Here is a 22714-nt window from a genome sequence, read left to right on the forward strand (position 1 = left end):
GTAAGGACATAAATATGAGCACTCACACTCCGTTTACCGCGCCTGACTCCGTTGTCGAAGGCGTGAGCCTGGGCCGCGTGCTGGACGCGAACGAGCCCAAGGGCGTGCCCACCAAGGACATGTGGGAATACCAGAAGGATCACATGAACCTGGTATCCCCGCTCAACCGCCGCAAGTTCACCGTGCTGATTGTGGGCACGGGCCTTTCCGGCGGTGCCGCAGCCGCCGCGCTGGGCGAGCTGGGCTACAACGTCAAGGTATTCACCTACCACGACGCCCCCCGTCGCGCGCACTCCATCGCCGCCCAGGGTGGCGTGAACTCCGCCCGCGGCAAGAAGGTGGATAACGACGGTGCGTACCGCCACGTCAAGGACACCGTGAAGGGCGGCGATTACCGCTGCCGCGAGTCCGATTGCTGGCGCCTGGCCTACGAGTCCGTGCGCGTGATCGACCACATGAACGCCATCGGCGCCCCCTTCGCCCGCGAGTACGGCGGCACCCTGGCCACCCGCTCCTTCGGCGGCGTGCAGGTCTCGCGCACCTACTACACGCGCGGCCAGACGGGCCAGCAGTTGCAGCTAAGCACGGCGTCGGCACTGCAACGCCAGATTCACCTGGGCTCCGTGGAGATTTTCACCCACAATGACTTCCAGGACCTCATCGTTACGGAGGAAAACGGCACCAAGCGCGTGCGCGGCCTGGTTACCCGCAACCTCATCACCGGCGAGCTGGCCGCCTTCACCGGACACGCCGTGGTGCTGGCCACGGGAGGTTACGGCAACGTTTACGGCATGACCACCCTGGCCATTAACTCGAACTCCTCGGCCATGATGCGCGCCTACGAGCACGGCGCTTATATGGCCTCCCCGGCCTTCATTCAGTTCCACCCCACGGGCCTGCCGATCAACGCCGATTGGCAGTCCAAGACGATCCTGATGTCCGAGTCCCTGCGTAACGACGGCCGCGTGTGGCTGCCCAAGCAGAAGGACGATCAGCGCGATCCGAACAGCATCCCGGAGGAAGAGCGCGATTACTTCCTGGAGCGCCGCTACCCGGCCTTCGGCAACCTCGTTCCCCGCGACGTCGCCTCCCGCGCCATCTCCCAGCAGATCAACGCGGGCTACGGCGTGGGCCCCAAGAAGAACTCCGCCTACCTGGACTTCCGCGATGCCTTCGAGCGCCTGGGCCGCGCCACCGTGGACGAGCGCTACTCCAACCTCTTCAAGATGTACGAGGAGGCCATTGGCGAGGACCCGCACAACGCTCCCATGCGCATCGCCCCCACCGTGCACTTCACGATGGGCGGCCTGTGGACGGACTTCAACGAGATGACCTCCATCGACGGTCTCTTTGCCGCCGGTGAGTGCTCCTGGACCTACCACGGCGCGAACCGCCTGGGCGCGAACTCCCTGCTTTCGGCCTCCGTGGACGGCTGGTTTACCATCCCCTTCACGGTGCCGAACTACCTGGCGAACCACCTCAACGAGCCGCTGCTGGCCGACGATGATGCCGCCGTGACCGAGGCCCTGGAACGCGCTCAGGCGCGGATCGACCGCCTGATGAACACCAAGGGCAACGACCCGCACGGCCCGGAGTACTACCACAACCAGCTCGGTGACCTGCTCTACCGCGCCTGTGGTGTGGCCCGCAACGTCAAGGACATGCGCGAGGGTATCGAGAATATCCGCGCCCTGCGCGAGGAGTTCCTCACCAACGTGCGTATCCCCGGCGGCCAGCACGAGATGAACCAGGTGCTAGAGCGCGCGATCCGCGTGGCCGATTATTTGAATCTGGCCGAGCTGATGTGCGTGGATGCCCTAGACCGCGATGAGTCTTGCGGCGCCCACTACCGCGAGGATCACCTCTCCGAGGAGGGCGAGGCCGAGCGCGACGACGAGAACTGGTGCTTCGTCTCCGCCTGGGAGCCGGATGGCGAGAATCGCTTTATCCGCCACGCTGAGCCCCTGTACTTCGAGTCCATCCCGCTAATGACAAGGAACTACAAGTAATGAAACTTCATCTTGAGATCTGGCGTCAGGCCGGACCGACCACCGAGGGCGCCTTTGAGAGCGTGGACGTGGCGGATGCCGAGGAGCAAATGTCCATCCTGGAACTCCTCGACTTCGTGAACGATAAGTACATCGAGGAGGGCAAGGAGCCCTTCGCCTTCGCCTCCGATTGCCGCGAGGGTATATGCGGCACCTGTGGTCTGCTCGTCAACGGGCGTCCGCACGGTGCGGCCAAGAACTCCCCGGCCTGCCAGCAGCGCCTGTTCAACTACTCCGATGGCGATACCTTGAAGATCGAGCCGCTGCGCTCGGCCGCCTACCCGGTCATCAAGGACATGGTGGTGGATCGCTCCGCCCTGGACCGCGTGATGCAGCAGGGCGGGTACGTCTCCATCAATGCGGGCACGGCTCCCGACGCCGACACCCTGCACCTCAACCACCAAACGGCCGAGTGGGCTCTTGACCACGCCGCCTGCATCGGTTGCGGTGCCTGCGTGGCCGCCTGCCCCAACGGCGCGGCGCACCTGTTCACGGGTGCCAAGCTGGTGCACCTTTCCAAGCTGCCCCTGGGTTCGGAGGAACGCGGCAAGCGCGCCCGCAAGATGGTGGACGAGCTGGAAACCAACTTCGGCCACTGCTCCCTCTACGGTGAGTGCGCGGATGTGTGCCCGGCGGGTATCCCGCTCACGGCGGTGGCGGCAGTCACCAAGGAGAGGGCGCGAGCTGCTTTCCGAGGCAAGGACGATTAAACTAAAGGTCATTGCGACCTGCACGAGAAGAAAGCGAGTACGACCCCATGCCTAGCACGCACACCCCAGAGGCCACGCGCATGCACTACATTGATGGCTATGAGCCGGTGAGCTACGAGGCCCCGCATTCCTCCCTGCTGCGCACCGAAACCTGGGTGGGCATGGGCCTGGTGCTGGCGTCTCTGTGCCCGGCCGGTATCGCAATCTTTGCGGTAGCGCTCATGGTCTTTGGCAATACCGGGCAGGCGGATGTTACTCCCATGACGCTGCTGTGGATCGGCATTGTGCTCACGGTGATCTTTGCCGTGGCTGGTTCCGTGCTGATTAGCTACGGCCGCCGCCACTACAAGCAGTACGTGAAGGAAACCGGGCGAAAGAACTAAAAGCCACGGTTGCCAGCGGGCCGCCGCTCCCCAGATTTCAGGGGGCGGCGGCCCGCTTTTCTACACTGGTATCCATGAAACGCACAATATTGCTTGTGGCCACCGGGCTCATCACCCTCATCACGGGATTGAGCCTTATCATCTCCGGCGCTCAGGGGCTTTAAACATGGCAGAACACGTACGGGCCACGCGCCCTCTGCCCGGTCCCTCCCCGGAGGCAGAAGCGGAACGACGCCGCACTTTGCGCCGCCACAAAGCCTTCGTTACTGGTTTGCTGGCGGTGGCCGCGCTCATCTTCCTGGGCTGCACCTGGTGGCAGCACCAGCCCGGTGGCGCCCCGGCCTGGGTGGGTTACGTACGGGCGGCGTCGGAAGCCGGCATGGTGGGCGGCCTGGCGGATTGGTTTGCCGTGACGGCCCTCTTCCGGCATCCGATGGGTTTGCCCATCCCGCACACCGCGTTGATTCCTAAGAAGAAGGATCAACTGGGCGATTCCCTCTCGGGCTTTGTGGGGGAGAACTTTCTCAATGCGGAGCTCATCACGGAGAAGATCGCCACCGCGAATCTGCCCCTGCACGCCGGAAAGTGGCTGGCCGATCCGGCTCACGCGCAGCGCGTTTCCGCCGAGGCCGGGCAGCTGGCCTATAACGCCCTGGCGGCGGTGAAGGACGAGGACGCCGAGGCGTTGATCCGCCGCCTGCTCATTGATAAGGCCGCCGAGCCGCAATGGGGGCCGCCCGCGGGGAGGGCGCTGGAGCAACTGATTGATGATGGCAAGACCGAGCCACTGATTGAGGAACTGATTACCTGGACGCACCGCAAGGTCCAGGGCTCGCAGGATTTGATTACGCGGCTGCTCGATGAGCGCAAGCCCGTGTGGGCGCCGCGTTTTGTGAACGACCTGGTGGGGGAGAAGATTTACCGCGAGTTGGTGAACTGGACCGCCGACGTCGCCGCCGATCCCCACCACGAGGCCCGCCGCGCCCTGCACCGCTTCCTGCGGCAATTTGCCCAGGACCTTCAACACGATCCGCAGATGATCGAGCGAGTGGAGGGCTGGAAGGAAGAGATCATGCGCTCGCGCCCCGTGGAGCAGGCGGCCCCAGCGCTATGGCGGGCGACGTCGCGCTCGCTGAGCCAGGCGGTGAGCGACCCCGATTCCCTGCTGCGGCGCACCATTACCCACTACAGCCTGCACTGGGGGCAGCGATTGCTGGCGGAGGAAAAACTGCGCGAGGAACTCAATCGGAAAGTGGTGACCGCGGCGGCCTTTGTGGCCAATAATTATTCCGGCCAGATCACCGCCATCATCTCCGATACCGTGCGCGCCTGGGATGCGGAGGAGGCGAGCGAGAAGATCGAGCTCATGGTGGGCAAGGATCTGCAATTCATCCGGCTCAACGGCACCATCGTGGGTGCTTTGGCGGGATTGGCCATCTATACCGTGGCGCAGGTGTTGTTCTAGGGGGCGCCTCTAGGGGCGTCGTTTTTGCCGGGGTGGTTTTTGCTCGTGTGGCCAGCGGAAAGCCCCGCTATACTCGGCCTCATGAGTTCCGGGAAGAACCACTTTTCTGAGATCCTTCGCGCCGGGCGCGAGGCCGCACGCAGCACGGGCGAGGTGATCGGGGAGTTTAGCGGGCACCTCCGCGCCCCGGAAGATCGCGGCCGCCACGCCCTCAACGAGGAGACCGTGGTGGACACGCTGCGAGATGCCTCGAAGGACTTTGCGGATAAGCGCAGCATGGATTCCCTCAAGAACGGGGCGAGCCAGGTGGCCGGGGCCACGGGGGAGGCCCTGAGTTCCCTGGCGGACCGCGTGGGGCGCGCGGCCCAGAGCACGCGCCACTCCGAGGCGGCCGCCAAGGCCGGGCGCGCTTATCAGAGCATCGGGGAGCAGGTGAGCGACGCCGCCCGCGAGGCCATGAGCTCCTGGAGCTCTGAGAAGAGCGTGGGGGACAACTCTGGGGACAAGGGCGCAGGGGATATTATCGACGGTGAAGTAATCTCCGAGACCATTCACGAGGACAACCCCCGCCATGACTAGTGCCCTTTTCCTCCTTCTTGGCTTGATTAACAATCTGCACGATCTGCTCTACTTCGTAGCGGGCATCTGCGGCGTGGTAGGCGCAGTTTTCGTAGCCTCCACCCGCTCCGATGCCTTCCCCGCTGCGGATCGGCAGAGCAAGTGGACGTGGTTCGCTCTGCTGATGGGTTCCGCGGTGGTTTGCGTCTTTGTGGGCGGAGCGGTTCCACTGATTTCCATTGCGGGCGTGGTAATTATCGGCCTGTATTGGTGGGACCTGCGCCCGCAATTGAACGACCTTCTGGGCGGAACGCAGGGCAGCTGGTGAGGAAGGATCTCACGGGGGCTTCCTCGCGCGCGGCCGTGGCGGAGGCCATAGAACAGGGGGAGCGTTCCCTCTTGGTGCCCGCCTCCTGGATTCCAGCCGAGGTGCCCGAGGGCGTAGAGATGATGGCCGCCTGCGGTTTTCCCACCGGCAGGCATCACCCGCTTATCAAGGCCTCCGAGGCGCGCCTAGCGGTGCAAAGCGGAGCCGTGGCGGTGCTCATCGTGCTGGATTCCTCCGCCGATGAATACGCCTGGATGACCGACCTCATCACCGCCCGCGAGGCGGTCAGCGAGCAGGTGCGCCTGGCCGCGGGAATTGATGTGCACGGTCCACACCGCGCGGAGATGGAAGAAACCGCTCGCCGCGCGGGGGCCGAGGAGATTGTGCTTATTGAGGCCTCTTACGGAGTTTTGAGCTCGGAGAGGTGAACATCCTGCCCGCTCACGGTGGCGCGCAGCCCCTCGCCGGTGACCTCGGCATTGGTGATGGAGACTCCCCCGGCGGCTAGGAGTTGTTCTTCCACTCCCTGCTGCAATTGGCGGGAGATTTCCTCGGTGATGCTGGGGGGAAGATCAAAACCCAGCACCTGGGTGTTATTGACCTCAAAGTGTGTGCGGCCCTCGGCGGTGACGGGGGCAAAGTCCATGTTTCCGGCCCCATTGCTGAACTCCACGGAGATGGTGCGGGTATCCGGGTTGGAGGTCACGGCCGTGACCTGAACGAGGTTGCGGATGAGGGAGGAGCCGATGTCGGCACCATTGGAGCCATCGGCCCCGCCGCTGATATTTTGCTGCAAGAGCGCCAGCAGGAACTCATTGCTGAGGTCTGCGGTGGCCTCCAGGGAACCGGCCACGGGATTATCGCGGTCGGAAATATCGAGGTTCTCGATGGAGATGTCGGCAGCCGGGTTACCGGAGGCCACGCCATTATCCACGCGCAGCGTGGAGGGGGTGTGCACGGAAACATGCCCGAGCTCGCTGCGCACGAGCCCCAACAGAACGGGGGAGGCGCCGAAGGAAACGGAGGGGTCCTCGCTGAGCGTTGTGCCATCGGTCTGAGCCTGGGCGCGGAACTCTTCGGCGAGGTCTTTCTTGGCTACCCACCGCGCGCCAAACTCTGCGGCAAACAGCAGAAGGAGCAGAACCACGATGATGGTGGTGAAAGTTTTGGCGGTTTTTGACATGGGGCTAGTCTACGGGGGATTGCGCGGGGCCGGGGTCCCCCGTGATGCTCAACGAGGGCTTATACCCCTGGCTCGCTCACCACGCTCCACGGAACTGTGAGCACGTTATCGCGCAGCGGGCGGCACTGCACATCGACGGGTATGCCGCGCTGATACAGCATTTCCTTGGCCTTGCGCCAGCGCACCCGCGGCCCGTGAGGAGCCCAGCCCGCGCAGTGATCCCAGGCCTCATCGCAGGCGGTGAGGAGATCGTAGATGGGCTGGCCGGGGTGATTGCGGTGGATGAGTATTTTGGGCAGGCGTTCGGCCACCTCGGAGGGCCGTGCCACATCGAAGGGGTCCCAGGCCAGGGTGAGGCTGCGCGGGCCGGAGCGATCCAGCACTATCCATGTGCTGCGCCTGCCAATCTCATCGCAGGTGCCCTCGGCAAAAAGGCCTCCGGGGGCTAGGCGAGAGATCACCGATTCCCAGGCCTGGTGGACGTCTGCCACATCGTATTGGCGCAGCACATTAAAGGCCCGCACCAGGTGCGGGCGGTGTCCTGCCAGTTCAAAGCCCCCGAGCCCAAAGGTCACCCCGCCCTGGGGAGGCAGCACGCGCTGCGGGTCAATCTCTAGGCCGAGCACGTGGACGTCGGAACGCAAACGGCGCAGCCAGCGCCCCCATTCCACCGTGGTGGTGTGGCTGGCCCCGTAGCCGAGGTCGATGGCCAGCGGGTCGGAGGCGAGGCGAAGCGTGCGCCGCGCGGGTTCATGGTGATAGAGCCAGCGGTCAAAGCGCCGCAGGCGGTTATAGCCGGTGGTCCCCCTGGTTATCACGCCCACGGGGCCCTGCGTGCGAAACTGCGCCCGCAGGTTGTGGGCGTGATCGGCCATTTAGAGGTTCTCGTTGATCCAGGTGGAGATGATCTCGCCCTCGTTCTCAAAGATCTCACCCAGGGCCTCGGCCACCTTGGGCTCGATGGCGCCGCCCATGAACGGAATGTTCACGGATACTTCGTTCTCATAGTCAAAGGTGGTGGTCTCGGCGTCGCCGGAGATGGTGGCCTCGCCCTTGTAGTCCACGGGGGTGCCCTTGACGTCGGCGGTGTATTCCAGCTCCGCGCGGCCGTCGTTAAGCGGACCCACGGTGACCACGCGCTTGACCTTGAGGGCCTGGGAAACCATCGAGCGCACGGCCTCCGGCAGGACGTCGAGGGGCAGAACCTCGAACAAGGTGGCCTCGCCGCCGCCGTTGTTCTGCGTGAACTCGTGAACCTCGCCGGGCTCGGGGGAGAGGTGGGCGGCGTCGTAAGCCCAGAAATCGGCATTGGTCAGCGCGGCGTGCACCTTCTCCACGGGCTGATTGATCGTTACGGTGTTCTCACTACGAGTAGCCATGCCCTAGAGACTACCGTGGGAGGGGTGAGCGATGTAGCCCTGACCCAGCGCCTGACCAACATACCTGGCATCACCTGCGACGCCGAGGTAACACTCGCTGATCTCACCACGCTGAGGCTCGGCGGCAAGCCGCGCTTTACCGCGCGCTGTGCCACCGCGGAGGCCGCCGCCGAGGTGATACGCACTCTCGACGCCGCCGAGGTGCCGCTGCTCATCGTGGGGGGAGGCTCCAACCTCGTAGTGGCCGATGGCCCGCTTGACCTCGTGTCCGTGGTGCTTGACGACGCCACCGTGACCGTGGACACCACCACAGGCCTGGTGCGCGCCGCAGCCGGGGCCGTGTGGGATGACGTGGTGCACACCACGGTGGAGGCGGGGCTTGGCGGCCTGGAATGTCTTTCCGGCATACCCGGTTCCGCGGGCGCCACCCCGGTGCAAAACGTGGGGGCCTATGGAGCGGAGGTCTCCGATGTGCTCACGCGGGTGCGCCTGTGGGACCGCCGCACGGGGGAGGACTCCTGGGTACCGGCTGCCGCGCTTGACCTCGGCTACCGCTATTCCAACCTCAAATTCACGCAGCGCGCGGTGGTGATGGAGGTGGAGTTCCAGTTGAACACCCAGGGGCTTTCCGCACCCCTGCGCTTTGGGCAACTGGCGAGGGAATTAGGCGCCGAGGGGCCGGATGCGCGCTTCCCAGCCGCCGACGTCCGCGAGGCCGTGCTCCGGTTGCGTCGGGGCAAGGGAATGGTGCTGGATGAGGCCGATCACGATACGTGGTCTGCCGGTTCCTTCTTTACCAATCCCGTGGTGGAAGAGAATCTGGCCGATGAGGTCTATACAAAAGTGGGGGAGGAGACCATGCCCCGCTTCCCGGCGGGGGAGGGGAAGGTCAAACTCTCTGCGGCCTGGCTCATTGAGCGAGCCGGGTTCCCGCGCGGCTATCCGGGGGAGGGCTCACCAGTGCGGCTTTCCACTCGGCATACCTTGGCGCTGACGAATCGTGGGGGTGCGCGCACCGAGGATCTGGTGGCCCTGGCCCGCGAGATTGTCGCCGGTGTGCACGGTGTTTTCGGAATCACACTGGTGCCGGAGCCTGTGTGGGTAGGCACATCTTTGTGATGGGTATTTCAGCGAAAGGTTAACTGGTTATAGTATTTAGCCCATGCAACTACATTCTCGGACCGTTATGAAGTCCGTGGCCCTGGCTGGGGCTGCGGCCCTTTCCGTGGGTGTTGCCGCACCGGCAGCCTCCGCGAGCGAAAGTGCTCCCACCGTTGTTCTGACCTCCTATGGCGCATTCACCCGCGATCACAACTCCTCTGGAGAGGTTGCGGAGAAGGCCAAGGAAATCCTTGAGCAAGAGGGCGTTCAGGTTATCTACCAGGAGATTCCTACCGAGTGGGGCTCCTTCGCCTCTAACCTGGAGAACCTTCTGGAAGAAAACGACCCCGATGCCATCATCAGCCTCGGTGAGCGCAGCGGCAACCTCAACGCGCCCGCCGTGGAGCTGATGGGCTTCAACCAGCGCCAGGGCAACGACGCCGTTGGCGCTCCGGGCAACGGCCCGGTCAGCGAGGGTGGCCCCGCTCAGCGTCAGGCTCCCGAGGAGAACCGCGCAGCGCAGAAGGCAGCCTCCGCCGCTGGTAACAAGATCAACATTAGCTACAACGCCGGTCGCTACCTGTGCAACGCCGCGCTGTACACCAACCTGGGCTTCCTTGAGGAGGGCCGCGTGGCTCACGCTGGCTTCGTGCACGTTCCCGCTCGTGCCAAGGGTGCTCCGCAGATCGAGAAGGACGGCGAGGCCGTGGCCTCGTTCGTGAAGAACCTGGTGGGCTAAAACCCGCGAGCTAGATTCTGGGCAGCGCTACCGTTGCCCATGAAGCTCAGATTTCAGCTGACACTCAGCGAAAGGGGGAGGCCCCGGAGATTTTCTCTCCGGGGCCTCCCCTTTTTTAGCGCTTATCCCTTGATACCAAGGTGTTCGAGGAGATCTGCCTGCACCTGGCGGCGTCGGATCTTGCCCATCTGATCCCGGGCCAATTCCTCAAAGTGATAGAAGGTGCGGGGAACCTTGTACCTGGTGAGGTGCTCGCGGGCAAACTGCTTGAGCCCCTCCGGGTCCAGGGCCGCGCCGGGGTTGAGGGTGATGCAGGCCACCACGGATTCGGAGCCATCCTGGCGGGGCACGCCCACCACGGCGACGTCTGCGATGTCGGAATGTTCCCGCATGACCTCCTCGACCTCGCTGGGGTACACATTAAAGCCGCCGGTGATGATGACCTCCTTGATGCGCGCCACGAGGCGGATAAAGCCGTCCTCCTCCATCACACCCACATCGCCGGTGCGGTACCAACCCTCGTAAAAGGATTTTTCCGTGGCCTCTGGATTGTTGAGATAGCCGTGGAATACCTGCGGGCCGCGCACCAGCACCTCGCCCTCCTCGCCGTCGGGCATGGTGCGGGATAGATCGTTGGGGTCCGCAATGCGCACATCGGTATCGGGGAAGGGGATTCCGACGTAACCGGGGCGTCGCGCGGTGGACATGGGGTTGCCCACGATGATGGGGGAGGTCTCGGTGAGCCCGTAGCCCTCCACGAGCAGGCCGCCGGTCATGGATTCCCAGCGCTCTACGGTGCTAATGGGCAGGGTGGAGGCGCCGGAAAAGGAACTCCGTACTCCCTTGATGGTGATGTCATCCTCGGCGGCGGCTTCCACGATCTTCTCGTAAAGCGTGGGTACGCCGGGAACCCACGTGGGGGTGTGATTCTTCATCACGTCCATGAGAAGGGAGGTTTCGGGGCTGGGCAGAAGCATGAGTTCGCCGCCGATGAGGAAGCCCAAGGTGGCGTTCATCGTGAGCCCGTAGGCGTGGAACATGGGGAGCGCGGCGAGCATGCGCTCGTCCTGGTCTCCCAGGCCGGGAACCCAGGCCTTGCCCTGAAGGATATTGGCATACAAGTTGCCGTGGGTGAGCTGTGCTCCCTTGGGGGTTCCGGTGGTGCCGGAAGTATAAAGAACGAGCGCGGGGGTATCTTTATCCACCGTTTCCAGGGAGGTGACATCCGAGCCATTGCCGCCTAATTGCGGGGAGAGCAAAAGATCCCAGGGGATCGTATTGGGAGCCGGGGAGGTGAGCTGGGCGCGCATCTTTTTCACCTTTGGCAGCGGCAGGCGCAGCGCCAAGCGCTTGAGCGGCGGCATGGCGTTGACCATGTTCACCGAGATGATGGTTTCCAGATCGGTGCTGCTGCGGAGCTTTTCAAAGACGTCGGCAGACTTATCCCAGGTAATCGCCACGCGCGCGCCGTGATCGCGGAAGGGCACCTCTAATTCATGGGCGGTGTAAAGGGGATTGTGCTCCACCACGGCCGCGCCGAGCTTGAGGATGGCATAGAAGATCACGATGTGCTGGGGGCAGTTGGGCAGAGCCACGGCCACCCGATCGCCGGGGCGTACCCCCAGGGCACGCAGGCCCGCGGCTGCGGCACGCACCTGCTCATCAATATCGGAATAGCTTTGGCTGCGGCCAAAGAACCACGTGGCGGGCTTTTCCGGCTTTGTTGCAAGAGTGTGGTCATACACGTCGAGCAAGGTGGTGTCCCCGTAATCGAGGTGATGCGGGGTCCATTCTGGGTAATGCTTGAGCCAAGCGCGTTCTTCTGCGGCAGACACAGGGCTCCCTTCCGGCATGATTGACCATGCACGTGGCGCGACAGCAAGTTTTCTTCACTTGACTATACGCGCGCATCCCATGCTGTACGACCTAACCGGAGGCGTCGTAGCATGTAGAGCCATGCGAGTAGCCATGATCTCCATGCACACCTCCCCCTTGCAGCAACCCGGTTCCGGGGACGCCGGAGGGATGAACGTTTATGTGCTCTCCACCGCCATGCAACTGGCAAAACTTGGAGTGGAGGTGGACGTGTACACCAGGGCTACCCGCCCCAGCCAGGGGGAGGTGGTGGAGGTGGCCCCCGGCCTGCGCGTTATCAACATCGTGGCGGGTCCCTATGAGGGGCTGAGCAAGGAGGAATTGCCCACGCAACTGGCGGCCTTTGCCGGGGGCATGGTGCAGTTTACGCACTGCCACGGGCTGCATTACGACGTCCTGCATACCCACTACTGGCTTTCCGGCCAGGTGGGCTGGCTTTTGCGAGACCTCTGGGGCGTGCCGCTGGTGCACACGGCGCACACGCTGGCGGCGGTCAAAAACCTCCACCGGGCGGCCCATGATTCCGCGGAGACGGAGGCTCGCCGGATCTGCGAGCAACAATTGGTGGATAACGCCGATCTGCTCGTGGTGAATACCCAGGAGGAACGCGCCGATCTGGTGGCGCATTACGACGCCCCCGTGGAACGCATCACGGTGGTGCCCCCAGGAGCCGATACCGAGCTTTTTACCCCTGGCACCGACCGCAATACCGAGCGCTCCCGCCGTGAACTGGGCGTGCCCCTGCACGCCAAAGTGATTGCCTTTGTGGGGCGGCTTCAGGAGTTCAAGGGGCCGCAGGTGCTTATCCGCGCCGTGGCGCGCATGGTGGAGGATTCCCCCGAGCGCAACGTGCGGGTGCTCATCTGCGGTGGTACCTCCGGTGCCGAGGCCACGGCGACGCGATACCGCGAACTCGCGCGAGAGATGGGAGTGGCCCGCTACGTGCGCTTCCTCGACCCGCGTCCGCCGCAGGAACTGGTGGCGGTGTATCAGGCTGCGGACATCGTGGCGGTGCCGAGCTATAACGAATCCTTTGGCTTGGTGGCCCTAGAGGCTCAGGCCACGGGGACTCCGGTGGTGGCCGCCCGCGCCGGGGGCCTGCCCATCGCGGTGGCAGAGGGCAGCACGGGGCTCTTGGTGGACGGGCACGATCCCGCCGACTGGGCGGAAACGCTGGCGTATCTGCTCGATGCGGACGAGGAGCGCATAGGCATGGGGCAGCGCGCCATCGGTCACGCGGCGAAGTTTTCCTGGGCCGCCACGGCGCGGCGGCTGCGTGATGCCTACGAGGAGGCGATGACGGTGGACATCGAGGAGTGCCGCGCGCGGCGCGCGGTGGGGGAGTAAGGGGGCGTCGATAAGCAGGGCGCGGCGCGGCCGGGAGGATTGTGGAATGCTGGAGGCCATGAGTAACGGAAAGTTGATCCTGCTGCGTCACGGCCAAAGCGAGTGGAATGCCTCTAATCAGTTCACCGGCTGGGTGGACGTGAACCTCACGGAGAAGGGCGAGGCCGAGGCCCGCCGGGGCGGTGAACTGCTCAAGGAAGCCGGGCTGGCTCCCCAGGTGCTCTACACCTCCCTGCTGCGCCGCGCCATCCGCACGGCGAATATCGCTCTCGACGCCGCCGACCTCCTGTGGATTCCGGTGCAGCGCGATTGGCGCCTCAACGAGCGCCACTACGGCGCGCTCCAGGGCCTGAACAAGGCGGAGACCCGCGAGAAGTACGGCGATGAGCAGTTCATGGAGTGGCGCCGTTCCTACGGCACCCCGCCCCCGGAACTGGCTGCCAACGCCGAGTACTCCCAGGCAAACGACCCCCGTTACGCCGACCTGGAGCAGGTTCCGGCTACCGAGTGCCTCAAGGACGTGGTGGAGCGCCTGGTGCCCTACTTTGAGGAGGAGATTCTGCCGCGCGTGCAAAAGGGTGAGGTAGTCATGGTGGCCGCCCACGGTAACTCCCTGCGCGCCCTGGTGAAGTACCTGGACAAGATCTCCGACGCCGACATCGCGGAGCTCAATATCCCCACGGGTATCCCGCTGGTCTACGAGATTGCCGCCGACGGCTCCGTGGTGAACCCCGGCGGCACCTACCTCGACCCTGAGGCCGCCGCTGCCGGTGCCGCCGCCGTGGCCTCCCAGGGTGCGCAGAAGTAGCGCATAACACACTGCCTTGTCCTTATCCCTCGTTCTCGCCTTTGGAGTGGGGGTCGCCGTGGCGGGTGGCCTCCCTCCGCTTTTCTCGCGCGTGAGAGCGGCGATGAACCGCCATCGCTCCTCTGCCACCCTGGAGGAAAACCAGATCACCACCATCAGCCAGGTGCTGCACCTGGCTATCCAGGGTTCGCCCACGGGGATTGTGGTGATGGATCGCCAGGGTGACGTGCTGCTCTCCAACGCGCGCGGGCACGAGATGGGCCTGGTACATGAGCGCACCCTGAACCCCGAGGTATGGGAGGTGGCGCAGCAGGTCTACGAGGATAAAGAAACCCATGAGCTCAACCTGGTGAGCTCGGAGCGGCGCACGGGCTCGCGGGTGACCAACGTGCGGGCGGTGGTCAAACCGCTCACGCTTATCGACGACCGCTTTAGCATCGCCTACAGCACCGACGAATCCGAGTACGTGCGCATGGAATCCGCGCGCCGGGACTTTGTGGCCAACGTTTCCCACGAACTCAAAACCCCCGTGGGCGGCATGGCCCTCTTAGCCGAAGCGCTCATGGAATCCGCCGAGGACCCCGAACAGGTGGATTACTTTGGTGCCCGGCTGCGCAAGGAAGCCCTGCGCATGTCGGATCTGATTAACGAGCTCATCTCGCTATCCAAATTGCAGGGGGCCGAAGCGCTACCGGACATGGAGCCGGTATCTGTGGATGATGTGATTACCGAGGCCATGACCCGCAACCAGGTGGCCGCCGATGGTCACTCCATCCCGCTCATGCGCGGGGCGCCCTCGGGAATTCTGGTCAATGGCAATAAATCCCTGCTGGTTACCGCCGTATCAAACCTGGTGAGCAACGCGATTAATTATTCCGGTACCTCCGCCCCCGTCTCGCTTTCTCAGCGCGTAGTGGACGGTACCGCCGTGCAGATCAGGGTGACCGACCGCGGAATCGGTATCGCCCCCGAGGATCAACAGCGGGTATTCGAGCGGTTTTTCCGCGTGGACAAGGCGCGTTCCCGCTCCACCGGAGGCACGGGGCTGGGTTTAGCCATAGTGAAGCATGTGGTGGCAAACCACGGCGGTACCATTAAGTTGTGGTCGAAGCCCGGAACGGGATCGACTTTCACCATTGAGCTACCCATACATAACCCGGATCATGCGGATACAACATCCGTTCCGGAGGATGACGATGCCTCTGAGACACCCTTGCTCAAGGCGGTATCACGAGTGACTACCCGGCGAAAGGACAAATCTTCATGACCACCATTTTGATCGTTGAAGACGAGGAATCGCTGTCCGATCCGCTCGCTTTCCTGCTGCGCAAGGAGGGGTTCAACCCGATTATCGCCGCCGACGGGCAAACGGCCCTAGTGGAGTTCGCCAGCAATGAGGTGGACATCGTTTTGCTCGACCTCATGCTGCCGGGAATGTCCGGTACCGATGTATGCCGGGAGCTGCGGGCCGTCTCTAACGTCCCCGTCATCATGGTGACCGCCCGCGACTCCGAAATAGACAAAGTGGTGGGCCTGGAACTCGGCGCCGATGACTACGTGACCAAGCCCTATTCCTCCCGCGAACTCATCGCCCGTATCCGCGCGGTGCTGCGACGCAACGGCATGGTGGAACCCACCGACGTGGAGGAAGAATCCGATCAAATCCTGCGTTCCGGGTGCGTGCGCATGGACGTGGAACGCCACATCGTGACCGTGGCGGGCAAAGAAATCAACATGCCGCTCAAGGAGTTCGACCTCCTGGAATACTTGCTGCGTAACTCCGGGCGTGTGCTCACCCGCGGGCAGCTCATTGACCGGGTGTGGGGTGCCGATTATGTGGGCGACACCAAGACCCTCGACGTGCACGTGAAGCGCTTGCGCACCAAGATCGAGGACGAGCCCTCTCAGCCCACGCGTCTGGTGACGGTGCGCGGGCTGGGGTACAAGTTTGAGGGTTAGGGTGTTGCCCCCTGGGCTGCGCGCAGCGCCTCCAACACCACGGGAACAGCGGTAGCGGGGTGCTCTCCCAGGGAATTAGTTTCTAGGACTGGGATTCTTTTCTGGGCCTCCTGCCATAGGAGGTAGGGGAAGTCTGCGTGCAGGTGCTTAGGGCTTTGCTTATCGACGAGCCCCGCCTCCCGCACGAGGCGTGCCAGCAGTGGGCGATGCGAGGCAGAAGAAGGTACCTCGCGGGCGTGGGCCAGGAGCCAGACCTCAAAGCAGATGTGGGACGTAATGAGTTCAAACGAACATTTCTTTGTACTGGCACGCTGGCATTGATGGATGGCGGGTAAGAGTTCGTTGCGGGAATCGTCCTCATCTACCACGATAAAAACGCGCTCATAATGTTCATCTCTGGCTAGACGCTGTGCGTGCTGCACGAGTTTGAGTGGAGTCTCGTGATGCGCCTTGATCTTGATGGCGCGGGACTTCCAGCAGCGCTGCATATAAGCGAAGTACGTGGGTTCTGTGACTGTGCCCTGGCACAGAATCAAGGTCTGTAGGGCTGCCTTGCGCTTACCGGCGGGACGTTTCCGGGCCATGAGCGTTATCGCCTTGCTTTACGGAACTGCTGATACTCGGAGCGTAAACGGGCAACTTCCTGGGAGAGGTCCTGCCAGGGGGTGGGGACAGCGCCATAAACACCACGGAGATAGCGCCGTTCGATATTGTGTTTGGCGGAATAGGGAAACTCATCGAGGGCGATGAGTTCGGAAGAACCGTGGTTCTTTTCCGTGAGCCAAATGCCGGAGGGGAGGATTCCCGATTCCGCATCGTTACCCAGCACGGTGGTGTCGTGGGAGGTAAAAATCAACTGAGCACCGGATTGGTTCGTCTCCGATCTGCTGAAAAGTTGAATCAGGTTGCTGAGCAAGAGGGGATGCAGGCTCTCGTCTATTTCATCAACGCTGAGCACGCCGCCGGTGGCCAGGGTGTAGATGGACTGTATGGCGAGGTCGAACCAAGCACGGGTGCCATGTGATTCCTCGCCCTCGGAGAGTTCAAAGGAATCATCGCCGGAGCCATGTGTGAACATGAGGCGCTGGGCGATGAGCTCCTTTTCTTCCTGGTCCTCTACCGCTATTTCCCCGGCAGGAGATTCCCCGTTGAGGGCCAGATTGAGGGCGTGCACCCGCTGCGCTATCTCGGGCGGCAAGGTCTGGGTATCCACGCGTACGGAGTTAACCCCGGTATCCGCCGCCTTGATGATGGCGGAACTGGCGCCCAGCCAGGCGGGGTACTTCAACATGCGCATGAAGGTGTAGTGGGTTTCCTCCCTGCTATTGAGTACGCCGAGGGAGGTCAGGCGTTCCTCCCACCAGGTCACCGCCCCGATATAAGGCCCCTTGGAACGGGCGGTGAGCCAGGCGGAGAAGGTCAGCGCCCACGGAGTGAGAAACTGCGCAATGTTTTCCTGCACGGCACGGGGGATACCGGCCTGGGGGCCAAAGTGAATATCGCCCTCATCGCGCTGGAAGATGAGGCGAAAGTGCCCGGTGTGATTGGCCTCTAGGGTTTCCGCGGCGACACCTTCCGTATCGAGCCGCAGCCGCCACCGATACCGTGTTCCTTCCTCTATGTATTCCACGGTAAAAGCGGTGGGCTTGCCTCGATGGAGCGCATGAGGGGAGTAGAGCTCTTGGGTGGTACTGGGGTCTCGGAGGGAAAGTGCAATGGCGCGCTGCAAGAGGGAAAGGGGGAGCAACACGGTGGATTTGCCGGAGGCATTGGCACCGTAGATTCCCACGACTCGTTCGGTCACGGCGGCCCAGTCCCCATCGGTGGGAACGTTGCGGCGGAAACTGCGCTTCATCAGATCGAGGGAGGACTCGGCGGCAAAGGAGCGGTAGTTCTCCAGGGTGAAGGCCAGAAGCATGCCCTAAGAATAGGTCATTTGCGCAGATTTTAGAACAAAAAGGGAAGAAAACTACCCAAGCGCCTCCCTCGTGGCCGGATGAACCGGGAACACCCCCTTGGGTACGGCCGCCCGTGCTCGCAGGTGCTCGGCTAGAACCTCATAGGCCTCCGCGCCCATGAGGGCTTTCAATTCGGCTTCCTGGCTCACCCACACGGGTGTCTCGGAGGTGTGGCAGCCAGGGGCGCTGGAACAGTACCAGTCGAAGTCCTCGCCGCCCTCTCCCCAGCCGCGCCGGTCGTATTCCCCGATGGTGGTGCGCAAAATCTCCACCCCATCGGGGCGGTCCTCCCACTCCTCGGTGCGGCGCAGGGGTAGTTGCCAGCACACTTCGGGTTTCTCCACGGTGAGGTCGCGCCCCTCGTCCACGCACCATTGGTGAATGGCGCAGCCGGGGCCGGTGGCCCAGCCGCGTCGATTGGCAAAGATGCAGGCGCCATCCACCACTTTGGTTTTCAGGGCGGGTTCGGGATTGCCCTCCTCGTCGTCTAGTTCGTCCCATTCCAGCCAGGGTTCGATCTCTTCGGGCGCGCCGTGGGCGAGGTATTCGTCGGTCTCGGCGGGGCGCAGTTGCCAGTAGCGGGCGGGCAGGGCTGCGGCGGCGTCGTAAAGCTGGTCGCGGTCGGTTTCATCCGCGAGGAAGGCACCGTGATTGCAGCAGCCGACGTCGGGAAGCGAGGCGTCGATACCGTGGCAGGCGCTGGTGCCGAAGGTGCAGTGCCAGTGCGATTCCATCCAGGTGAGATCAATGCTGAATACGTGGTGGGGATCGGTGGGATTGGTGAACTCAAACCATTCGCGGGGGAAATCGGGGGCTTTTTCCACGCCCTGTGCCACGGATTTTCCGGCGGGGGAGGCGGCGGGGAAACCTAGAAAAACCTGGGTGGATTGTGGGCGATTCACACCTGATGAGGGTAGACCGTCTACCCTATGGGGTGTGCGATTAGGTGTATTGGACGTGGGCAGCAATACTGTTCACCTCGTGGCGGTAGATGCGCGGCCCGGTGGGCGCCCCACGCCCATGAGCGATTGGAAAACCGCGATTAAGCTCGTGGAGCTGCTCGATGATGATGGAGCGATCCATGAGAAGGGCATGAAGAAGCTCACCAAGGCGGTGCGGGAATCTTCCGAACTCGCGCAACAACTTGGCTGCGAGGAGCTTATTGCCTTTGCTACTTCGGCGGTGCGCTCCGCGACGAACTCCGAGGACGTGCTCAAACACGTTCATAAGGAGACGGGGGTGAGCCTGGAAGTTCTTTCCGGCGAGGACGAGGCGCGGCTGACCTTCTTGGCGGTGCGCCGCTGGCACGGGTGGTCCGCGGGGCGCATTACTAATCTGGATATTGGCGGTGGCTCGCTGGAAATCTCCACCGGAGCCGATGAACAGCCCGACGCGGCCTTTTCGCTGAACCTCGGAGCGGGTAGATTGACCCACGAGTGGTTTGACACTGATCCGCCTGAGCGGAAAAAGATCAATCTGCTGCGTGACTTCATTGATGCCGAGTTGGTGGAGCCAGCCCGTCAGGTACGTAGTTTTGGTCCTGCCCGTCTCGCCGTGGGCACCTCCAAGACCTTCCGCACCTTGGCGCGGCTCACGGGCGCGGCCCCCTCCGCGGAGGGGCCTTACGTGACGCGCACGCTGACGGCCCCAGGCCTGCGGCAACTGATCGCCTTTATCTCCCGGATGACGGCCTCGGATCGCGCGGAATTAGAGGGAGTGAGTTCGGATAGATCGCACCAGATCGTCGCGGGCGCACTCGTGGCAGAGGCCGCGATGCGAGCGTTGGCGCTGGAAAAGATTGATATTTGTCCGTGGGCATTGCGTGAGGGCGTGATCCTCCAACGGATAGATAAGGGACTGGAATAGGAGAGGATGCACGATGAGTGACGAGGAGAAACAACTCACCGTAGCGGAGCTGATGGAGCGCGCCCAGGCTAACCGCAATGGTGCCGCGCAACGCAGCGGTAGGCGACGTCGCCGCAGCTTAGAGGACGGCGGCATTTCCGTGGCCGAGCTCACGGGTTCGTTGTCTCGCGTGAAGGAGAAGCCGGCGGAGTCGCGCCACTCCTCCGTGCCCATCGACACCCCCGAGTCCGAGCGACGCCCTCGCACCCCCTCCTCGCCCGCGGCCACGGCTCCCTCCGTGGCGGGATTGAACCCCACGCCGCGCCCCAAGGCCCCGAGCAAGCCTTCCTGGGGCGTGCCGCCGACGCCCACGGGTGAGGCCTATAAGCCTGTGAAGCCCGTGGGGCCAAGCACCTCGGCCTTCCCTGCGGTACAGGCCACCCCGAAGCCTGCTCCGAGCGCTACCCAGCGCGAACAGGGGAGCCAGGCCTCTGCAGCAGCGACGCCAACCCAGGCGACGCCGCAGCGCACTGCTACCTCGAAGGCCGAGCGCTCCACTGCAAAGCCGGAGGCGCCCGTAGCGAAGCAGGGCGCACCTAAGAATGAGAGCGACCGTCAGGAAGAGAAGAAGGTTGCCTCCGCGCCCTCGACGCCGGTGCAGCCCAAGCCCCAGACGGCTCAGACCGTTCAGCCCGCCCAGGCCAAGGGGCCGTGGCCCATTCCCACCTCCGCGCGCCGCGGATACCCCGATTCTTCTCCTTCGATTCCGGTGCAGGGTAAGAAAGAGCAGCCCGCCGCTGAGGCGAAGTCGGAGGTTGCCAAGGCCGAGGAAACCGCCGTTATTGCCACGGTGGGAGGCAAAAAGACCGCGCAGACCCAGCAACAGAAGCAGGCTCAGCAGCAGACCCCGCAGCAGAAGAAGCCTGCTGCGGCCGGGGCGGCGTCGTCAAGCAAAAAAGTAACCTCCGAGCAGGACGCGGAGGAGACCGGGCGTATTCCCCGCGTGGGCGATGAGAACTCCGCCCCCGTGGCGAGCCTGTACCAGCGCTCCGAGCGGGAAGATGCGGCTGAGGCCGCCGAAGCCGCCGAGGGGGCGAAGAAGTCTGAGAAGAAGGACGCTCCGCAGCGCTCGAAGAAGGCCGCTCCCGAGGAGGCGCGCACGAGTGCGGGCTCCGCGGTGCTCCTGGCCGTGATGGGCGTGGTATTCGGCGCGCTGGTGTTCATTGGATTTGACCAGCTGTGGTCCTCCGGCCTGAGCCGTATCCTCGTGGGGATTTTGGCCTTGGCTGTCACCGGAATCATGGTGGGCGTGGTGCACGCGCTGCGCACCGCCCACGATGGCGTTTCGATGGCGTTGGCCGCCGTGGTGGGCGTACTGATGACCTTTGGGCCGTATATCCCGCACATCTTTTAATCACCCCTTTTAGCGCGGCGTGGCCGCGCACCTATCACACCGGCGTTCCCGCGCTTTCCAGTCCGCGTGGGGGCGCCGGTGTCGCTTCTGTGGCAGGGTGGAGGGCATGACTTCAATCGCAGTAATTGGCGGAGGAAAGATCGGTGAAGCCCTCATCGGAGGGCTGATAGCGGCGGGCACGGACCCGACGGATATTACGGTGACCAACCGCAGGGAGCAGCGCAGGGAGTACTTCCGGGAGCGCTACGGGGTGGAAACGACGCAGGACAACAATCACGCGGCCTCGGGGGCCCAGGTGGTGTTCATGTGCGTCAAGCCCAAGATGATGGGCGGCGTGCTGCGCGAAATCGCGGAGACCATCAACGATAACGACGCGGATACCACGGTGGTGTCGATGGCGGCGGGCCTTTCCCTGGCCTCCCTTCAGGAAGATCTCTCGGCTGGCACGGCGATTATCCGCGTGATGCCCAATACTCCGATGATGGTGGGCAAGGGAGTGTGCGCCATGACGTCGGGGCGGTTTGTGGACGAGGATCAAACCGCGATGGTCAAGGAGCTGCTTTCTACCGTCGGCATGGTGGTGGAGGTCGCAGAAGAGGACATGGACGCCGTGACGGCCCTGGCGGGCTCCTCGCCGGCCTATGTGTACCTCGTGGCGGAAGCCTTGGTGGACGCCGGGGTGAACCTCGGATTGACCCGGGAGGTGGCCACTCGCCTCGCCTCGGGGGCTATCGACGGCGCGGGGGCCATGCTGGTGCAGGAGGGGGCTGACCCCACCACCTTGCGCGCCAACGTCTCCTCTCCCGCGGGAACCACGGTGGCGGCGCTGCGCGAATTGGAGGAATCGGGTATTCGCGGTGCCTTCTTCCGCGCGGCTGAGGCCTGTGCCCTGCGTTCTCAGGAGCTGGGGGCTCCCGTGGTTTCGCCGGAGGATTAACCCTGGTTGCCCGTGTGCCACATGAGCTCTTTCCCGTTGTATTGGGCATCACCTGGCACCAAGGGGCACCTGTCATGGACTCAGGTCGCATCAGTCACAGGATTCACGCTAGAATTAGAAAAAGCACGTGCGTGATTCGTTCTGTGGGAGGGGAAGCCTACAGCGCGCCACCTGCTTGTGAAGGGTTAGGTAATTATGGCTAGTGAAGATAAAGGAACCTTTATGACGGTCGCGGAGGTTGCGGAGATCATGCGCGTCTCCAAGATGACCGTGTACCGTCTCGTTCACTCCGGTGAGCTGCCCGCCGTTCGCGTGGGACGCTCCTTCCGAGTGCACGATAAGGCAGTGAACGAGTACCTGGATTCCTCGTACTACGAGGTTGGGTAGTTCTCCGCGCCTGGTTTCCATCGCGTTATCTCGCACCCGCCGCACGCCCCTTTGCGGGGTGTTCGGCGGGTGCGATGTTTGGCCGTGCTTAGGACGGCGGCTAAAGTGAAGAACATTCGTGTCGGCACAGGTGCGCGTGTTCGGCAGAACAGAAGTACATCAACGAGGTAAGTGAGGTAGCCCTATGGGTTCCGTGATTAAGAAGCGCCGCAAGCGCATGTCCAAGAAGAAGCACCGCAAGATGCTTCGCCGTACCCGCGTTCAGCGTCGCAAGTTGGGTAAGTAAAAAG

Annotated in this window: 25 protein-coding genes; 18 read left to right on the plus strand and 7 right to left on the minus strand. The window is 63.4% G+C overall.

Annotation, left to right across the window (positions count from 1 at the left end):
• The first annotated feature begins 14 nt into the window (after window positions 1–14).
• The 7 genes from Clow_RS01575 (at window position 15) to Clow_RS01605 (ending at window position 5920) form a co-directional block, all read left to right on the plus strand.
• Window positions 15–2009, plus strand: a complete 1995-nt coding sequence (locus tag Clow_RS01575; RefSeq protein WP_055175320.1) for a fumarate reductase/succinate dehydrogenase flavoprotein subunit — start codon at window positions 15–17, stop codon at window positions 2007–2009.
• Window positions 2009–2758, plus strand: coding sequence for a succinate dehydrogenase/fumarate reductase iron-sulfur subunit (locus Clow_RS01580; protein WP_055175322.1), 750 nt, complete (start codon window positions 2009–2011; stop codon window positions 2756–2758). Before Clow_RS01575 ends, Clow_RS01580 begins: the two co-directional genes overlap by 1 nt.
• A gap of 47 nt (window positions 2759–2805) precedes the next feature.
• Window positions 2806–3141 carry a hypothetical protein gene (locus tag Clow_RS01585; protein ID WP_055175323.1) on the plus strand — a complete coding sequence of 112 codons (336 nt, stop codon included), beginning with the start codon at window positions 2806–2808 and terminating at the stop codon, window positions 3139–3141.
• A 166-nt stretch (window positions 3142–3307) separates the two neighbouring features.
• Window positions 3308–4606, plus strand: a complete 1299-nt coding sequence (locus Clow_RS01590; protein ID WP_055175329.1) for a DUF445 domain-containing protein — start codon at window positions 3308–3310, stop codon at window positions 4604–4606.
• Window positions 4607–4687: 81 nt separating this feature from the next.
• Window positions 4688–5185, plus strand: a complete 498-nt coding sequence (locus tag Clow_RS01595) for a hypothetical protein (protein WP_055175332.1) — start codon at window positions 4688–4690, stop codon at window positions 5183–5185.
• Complete coding sequence (locus Clow_RS01600; protein ID WP_055175334.1) at window positions 5178–5492, plus strand: DUF2516 family protein; 315 nt, start codon at window positions 5178–5180, stop codon at window positions 5490–5492. The genes Clow_RS01595 and Clow_RS01600 overlap by 8 nt, the downstream gene beginning before the upstream one ends.
• A complete protein-coding gene (locus Clow_RS01605) occupies window positions 5489–5920 on the plus strand; it encodes a hypothetical protein (protein WP_055175337.1) in 432 nt (143 codons plus the stop codon). The genes Clow_RS01600 and Clow_RS01605 overlap by 4 nt, the downstream gene beginning before the upstream one ends.
• Here Clow_RS01605 and Clow_RS01610 read toward each other — a convergent pair.
• The 3 genes from Clow_RS01610 to Clow_RS01620 are packed head-to-tail and all read right to left on the minus strand — an operon-like array spanning window position 5893 to window position 8054.
• Window positions 5893–6675, minus strand: a complete 783-nt coding sequence (locus Clow_RS01610) for an LmeA family phospholipid-binding protein (protein WP_055175340.1) — start codon at window positions 6673–6675, stop codon at window positions 5893–5895. The two genes, Clow_RS01605 and Clow_RS01610, sit on opposite strands and share 28 nt — an antisense overlap.
• Before the next feature lie 59 nt (window positions 6676–6734).
• Window positions 6735–7550 carry a class I SAM-dependent methyltransferase gene (locus Clow_RS01615; protein WP_055175342.1) on the minus strand — a complete coding sequence of 272 codons (816 nt, stop codon included), beginning with the start codon at window positions 7548–7550 and terminating at the stop codon, window positions 6735–6737.
• Window positions 7551–8054, minus strand: a complete 504-nt coding sequence (locus Clow_RS01620) for a DUF2505 domain-containing protein (RefSeq protein ID WP_055175344.1) — start codon at window positions 8052–8054, stop codon at window positions 7551–7553. It abuts the gene before it with no gap.
• Window positions 8055–8078: 24 nt separating this feature from the next.
• Between Clow_RS01620 and Clow_RS01625 the strand changes: the two genes are divergently transcribed.
• Both Clow_RS01625 and Clow_RS01630 read left to right on the plus strand, forming a co-directional pair.
• On the plus strand, window positions 8079–9173 hold the full coding sequence (locus tag Clow_RS01625; RefSeq protein WP_055176250.1) for a UDP-N-acetylmuramate dehydrogenase: 1095 nt from the start codon (window positions 8079–8081) through the stop codon (window positions 9171–9173).
• Window positions 9174–9216: 43 nt separating this feature from the next.
• Entirely contained in the window at window positions 9217–9894 is a 678-nt protein-coding gene (locus Clow_RS01630) for a pyroglutamyl-peptidase I family protein (RefSeq protein WP_082418458.1), read from the plus strand.
• 122 nt (window positions 9895–10016) lie between these two features.
• On the opposite strand, the gene Clow_RS01635 is transcribed toward Clow_RS01630, so the two are convergent.
• On the minus strand, window positions 10017–11729 hold the full coding sequence (locus Clow_RS01635; protein ID WP_055175349.1) for a long-chain-fatty-acid--CoA ligase: 1713 nt from the start codon (window positions 11727–11729) through the stop codon (window positions 10017–10019).
• A 121-nt stretch (window positions 11730–11850) separates the two neighbouring features.
• On the opposite strand from Clow_RS01635, the gene mshA reads away from it, so the two are divergent.
• Genes mshA through Clow_RS01655 form a run of 4 tightly spaced genes read left to right on the plus strand, consistent with a single transcriptional unit; the run spans window position 11851 to window position 15883 of the window.
• Window positions 11851–13116, plus strand: coding sequence for a D-inositol-3-phosphate glycosyltransferase (gene mshA / locus Clow_RS01640; protein ID WP_055175352.1), 1266 nt, complete (start codon window positions 11851–11853; stop codon window positions 13114–13116).
• 58 nt (window positions 13117–13174) lie between these two features.
• Entirely contained in the window at window positions 13175–13924 is a 750-nt protein-coding gene (locus Clow_RS01645) for a phosphoglyceromutase (RefSeq protein WP_055176253.1), read from the plus strand.
• A 16-nt stretch (window positions 13925–13940) separates the two neighbouring features.
• On the plus strand, window positions 13941–15191 hold the full coding sequence (locus Clow_RS01650) for a sensor histidine kinase (RefSeq protein ID WP_055175355.1): 1251 nt from the start codon (window positions 13941–13943) through the stop codon (window positions 15189–15191).
• Window positions 15188–15883, plus strand: coding sequence for a response regulator transcription factor (locus Clow_RS01655; RefSeq protein ID WP_055175358.1), 696 nt, complete (start codon window positions 15188–15190; stop codon window positions 15881–15883). Before Clow_RS01650 ends, Clow_RS01655 begins: the two co-directional genes overlap by 4 nt.
• On the opposite strand, the gene Clow_RS01660 is transcribed toward Clow_RS01655, so the two are convergent.
• Genes Clow_RS01660 through Clow_RS01670 form a run of 3 tightly spaced genes read right to left on the minus strand, consistent with a single transcriptional unit; the run spans window position 15880 to window position 18743 of the window.
• Window positions 15880–16467: an RloB family protein gene (locus tag Clow_RS01660; protein WP_055175361.1), complete on the minus strand. Its 588-nt coding sequence runs from the start codon at window positions 16465–16467 to the stop codon at window positions 15880–15882. The genes Clow_RS01655 and Clow_RS01660 overlap by 4 nt on opposite strands.
• Before the next feature lie 5 nt (window positions 16468–16472).
• The gene (locus tag Clow_RS01665) at window positions 16473–17801 is read right to left on the minus strand and encodes an AAA family ATPase (protein ID WP_055175364.1); all 1329 of its coding nucleotides are present in this window, start codon (window positions 17799–17801) and stop codon (window positions 16473–16475) included.
• 51 nt (window positions 17802–17852) lie between these two features.
• Window positions 17853–18743: a DUF3109 family protein gene (locus Clow_RS01670; protein ID WP_055175367.1), complete on the minus strand. Its 891-nt coding sequence runs from the start codon at window positions 18741–18743 to the stop codon at window positions 17853–17855.
• 34 nt (window positions 18744–18777) lie between these two features.
• Here Clow_RS01670 and Clow_RS01675 point away from each other — a divergent pair, with 34 nt between their 5' ends.
• The 5 genes from Clow_RS01675 to Clow_RS11270 all read left to right on the plus strand — a co-directional run bounded on the left by Clow_RS01675 (window position 18778) and on the right by Clow_RS11270 (window position 22710).
• The gene (locus Clow_RS01675; protein WP_055175370.1) at window positions 18778–19707 is read left to right on the plus strand and encodes a Ppx/GppA family phosphatase; all 930 of its coding nucleotides are present in this window, start codon (window positions 18778–18780) and stop codon (window positions 19705–19707) included.
• Window positions 19708–19720: 13 nt separating this feature from the next.
• Entirely contained in the window at window positions 19721–21100 is a 1380-nt protein-coding gene (locus Clow_RS01680) for a ZIP family metal transporter (RefSeq protein WP_055175373.1), read from the plus strand.
• Between the two features lie 106 nt (window positions 21101–21206).
• Complete coding sequence (proC, locus tag Clow_RS01685; RefSeq protein ID WP_055175375.1) at window positions 21207–22037, plus strand: pyrroline-5-carboxylate reductase; 831 nt, start codon at window positions 21207–21209, stop codon at window positions 22035–22037.
• 195 nt (window positions 22038–22232) lie between these two features.
• Entirely contained in the window at window positions 22233–22424 is a 192-nt protein-coding gene (locus tag Clow_RS01690; protein WP_055175378.1) for a helix-turn-helix domain-containing protein, read from the plus strand.
• Between the two features lie 184 nt (window positions 22425–22608).
• Window positions 22609–22710: a 30S ribosomal protein bS22 gene (locus Clow_RS11270; RefSeq protein ID WP_003855542.1), complete on the plus strand. Its 102-nt coding sequence runs from the start codon at window positions 22609–22611 to the stop codon at window positions 22708–22710.
• The last annotated feature ends 4 nt before the right edge of the window (window positions 22711–22714 follow it).

It is taken from the genome of Corynebacterium lowii (assembly GCF_001412085.1).
GTDB lineage: Bacteria > Actinomycetota > Actinomycetes > Mycobacteriales > Mycobacteriaceae > Corynebacterium > Corynebacterium lowii.

Excerpts from the sequence above, each read along its gene's own strand:
- Clow_RS01575 (WP_055175320.1), top strand. The coding sequence starts at position 15 with ATGAGCACTCACACTCCGTTTACCGCGCCTGACTCCGTTGTCGAAGGC.
- Clow_RS01580 (WP_055175322.1), top strand. The coding sequence starts at position 2,009 with ATGAAACTTCATCTTGAGATCTGGCGTCAGGCCGGACCGACCACCGAG.
- Clow_RS01585 (WP_055175323.1), top strand. The coding sequence starts at position 2,806 with ATGCCTAGCACGCACACCCCAGAGGCCACGCGCATGCACTACATTGAT.
- Clow_RS01590 (WP_055175329.1), top strand. The coding sequence starts at position 3,308 with ATGGCAGAACACGTACGGGCCACGCGCCCTCTGCCCGGTCCCTCCCCG.
- Clow_RS01595 (WP_055175332.1), top strand. The coding sequence starts at position 4,688 with ATGAGTTCCGGGAAGAACCACTTTTCTGAGATCCTTCGCGCCGGGCGC.
- Clow_RS01600 (WP_055175334.1), top strand. The coding sequence starts at position 5,178 with ATGACTAGTGCCCTTTTCCTCCTTCTTGGCTTGATTAACAATCTGCAC.
- Clow_RS01610 (WP_055175340.1), bottom strand. The coding sequence starts at position 6,675 with ATGTCAAAAACCGCCAAAACTTTCACCACCATCATCGTGGTTCTGCTC.
- Clow_RS01615 (WP_055175342.1), bottom strand. The coding sequence starts at position 7,550 with ATGGCCGATCACGCCCACAACCTGCGGGCGCAGTTTCGCACGCAGGGC.
- Clow_RS01620 (WP_055175344.1), bottom strand. The coding sequence starts at position 8,054 with ATGGCTACTCGTAGTGAGAACACCGTAACGATCAATCAGCCCGTGGAG.
- Clow_RS01630 (WP_082418458.1), top strand. The coding sequence starts at position 9,217 with ATGCAACTACATTCTCGGACCGTTATGAAGTCCGTGGCCCTGGCTGGG.
- mshA (WP_055175352.1), top strand. The coding sequence starts at position 11,851 with ATGCGAGTAGCCATGATCTCCATGCACACCTCCCCCTTGCAGCAACCC.
- Clow_RS01645 (WP_055176253.1), top strand. The coding sequence starts at position 13,175 with ATGAGTAACGGAAAGTTGATCCTGCTGCGTCACGGCCAAAGCGAGTGG.
- Clow_RS01655 (WP_055175358.1), top strand. The coding sequence starts at position 15,188 with ATGACCACCATTTTGATCGTTGAAGACGAGGAATCGCTGTCCGATCCG.
- Clow_RS01660 (WP_055175361.1), bottom strand. The coding sequence starts at position 16,467 with ATGGCCCGGAAACGTCCCGCCGGTAAGCGCAAGGCAGCCCTACAGACC.
- Clow_RS01665 (WP_055175364.1), bottom strand. The coding sequence starts at position 17,801 with ATGCTTCTGGCCTTCACCCTGGAGAACTACCGCTCCTTTGCCGCCGAG.
- Clow_RS01680 (WP_055175373.1), top strand. The coding sequence starts at position 19,721 with ATGAGTGACGAGGAGAAACAACTCACCGTAGCGGAGCTGATGGAGCGC.
- proC (WP_055175375.1), top strand. The coding sequence starts at position 21,207 with ATGACTTCAATCGCAGTAATTGGCGGAGGAAAGATCGGTGAAGCCCTC.
- Clow_RS01690 (WP_055175378.1), top strand. The coding sequence starts at position 22,233 with ATGGCTAGTGAAGATAAAGGAACCTTTATGACGGTCGCGGAGGTTGCG.
- Clow_RS11270 (WP_003855542.1), top strand. The coding sequence starts at position 22,609 with ATGGGTTCCGTGATTAAGAAGCGCCGCAAGCGCATGTCCAAGAAGAAG.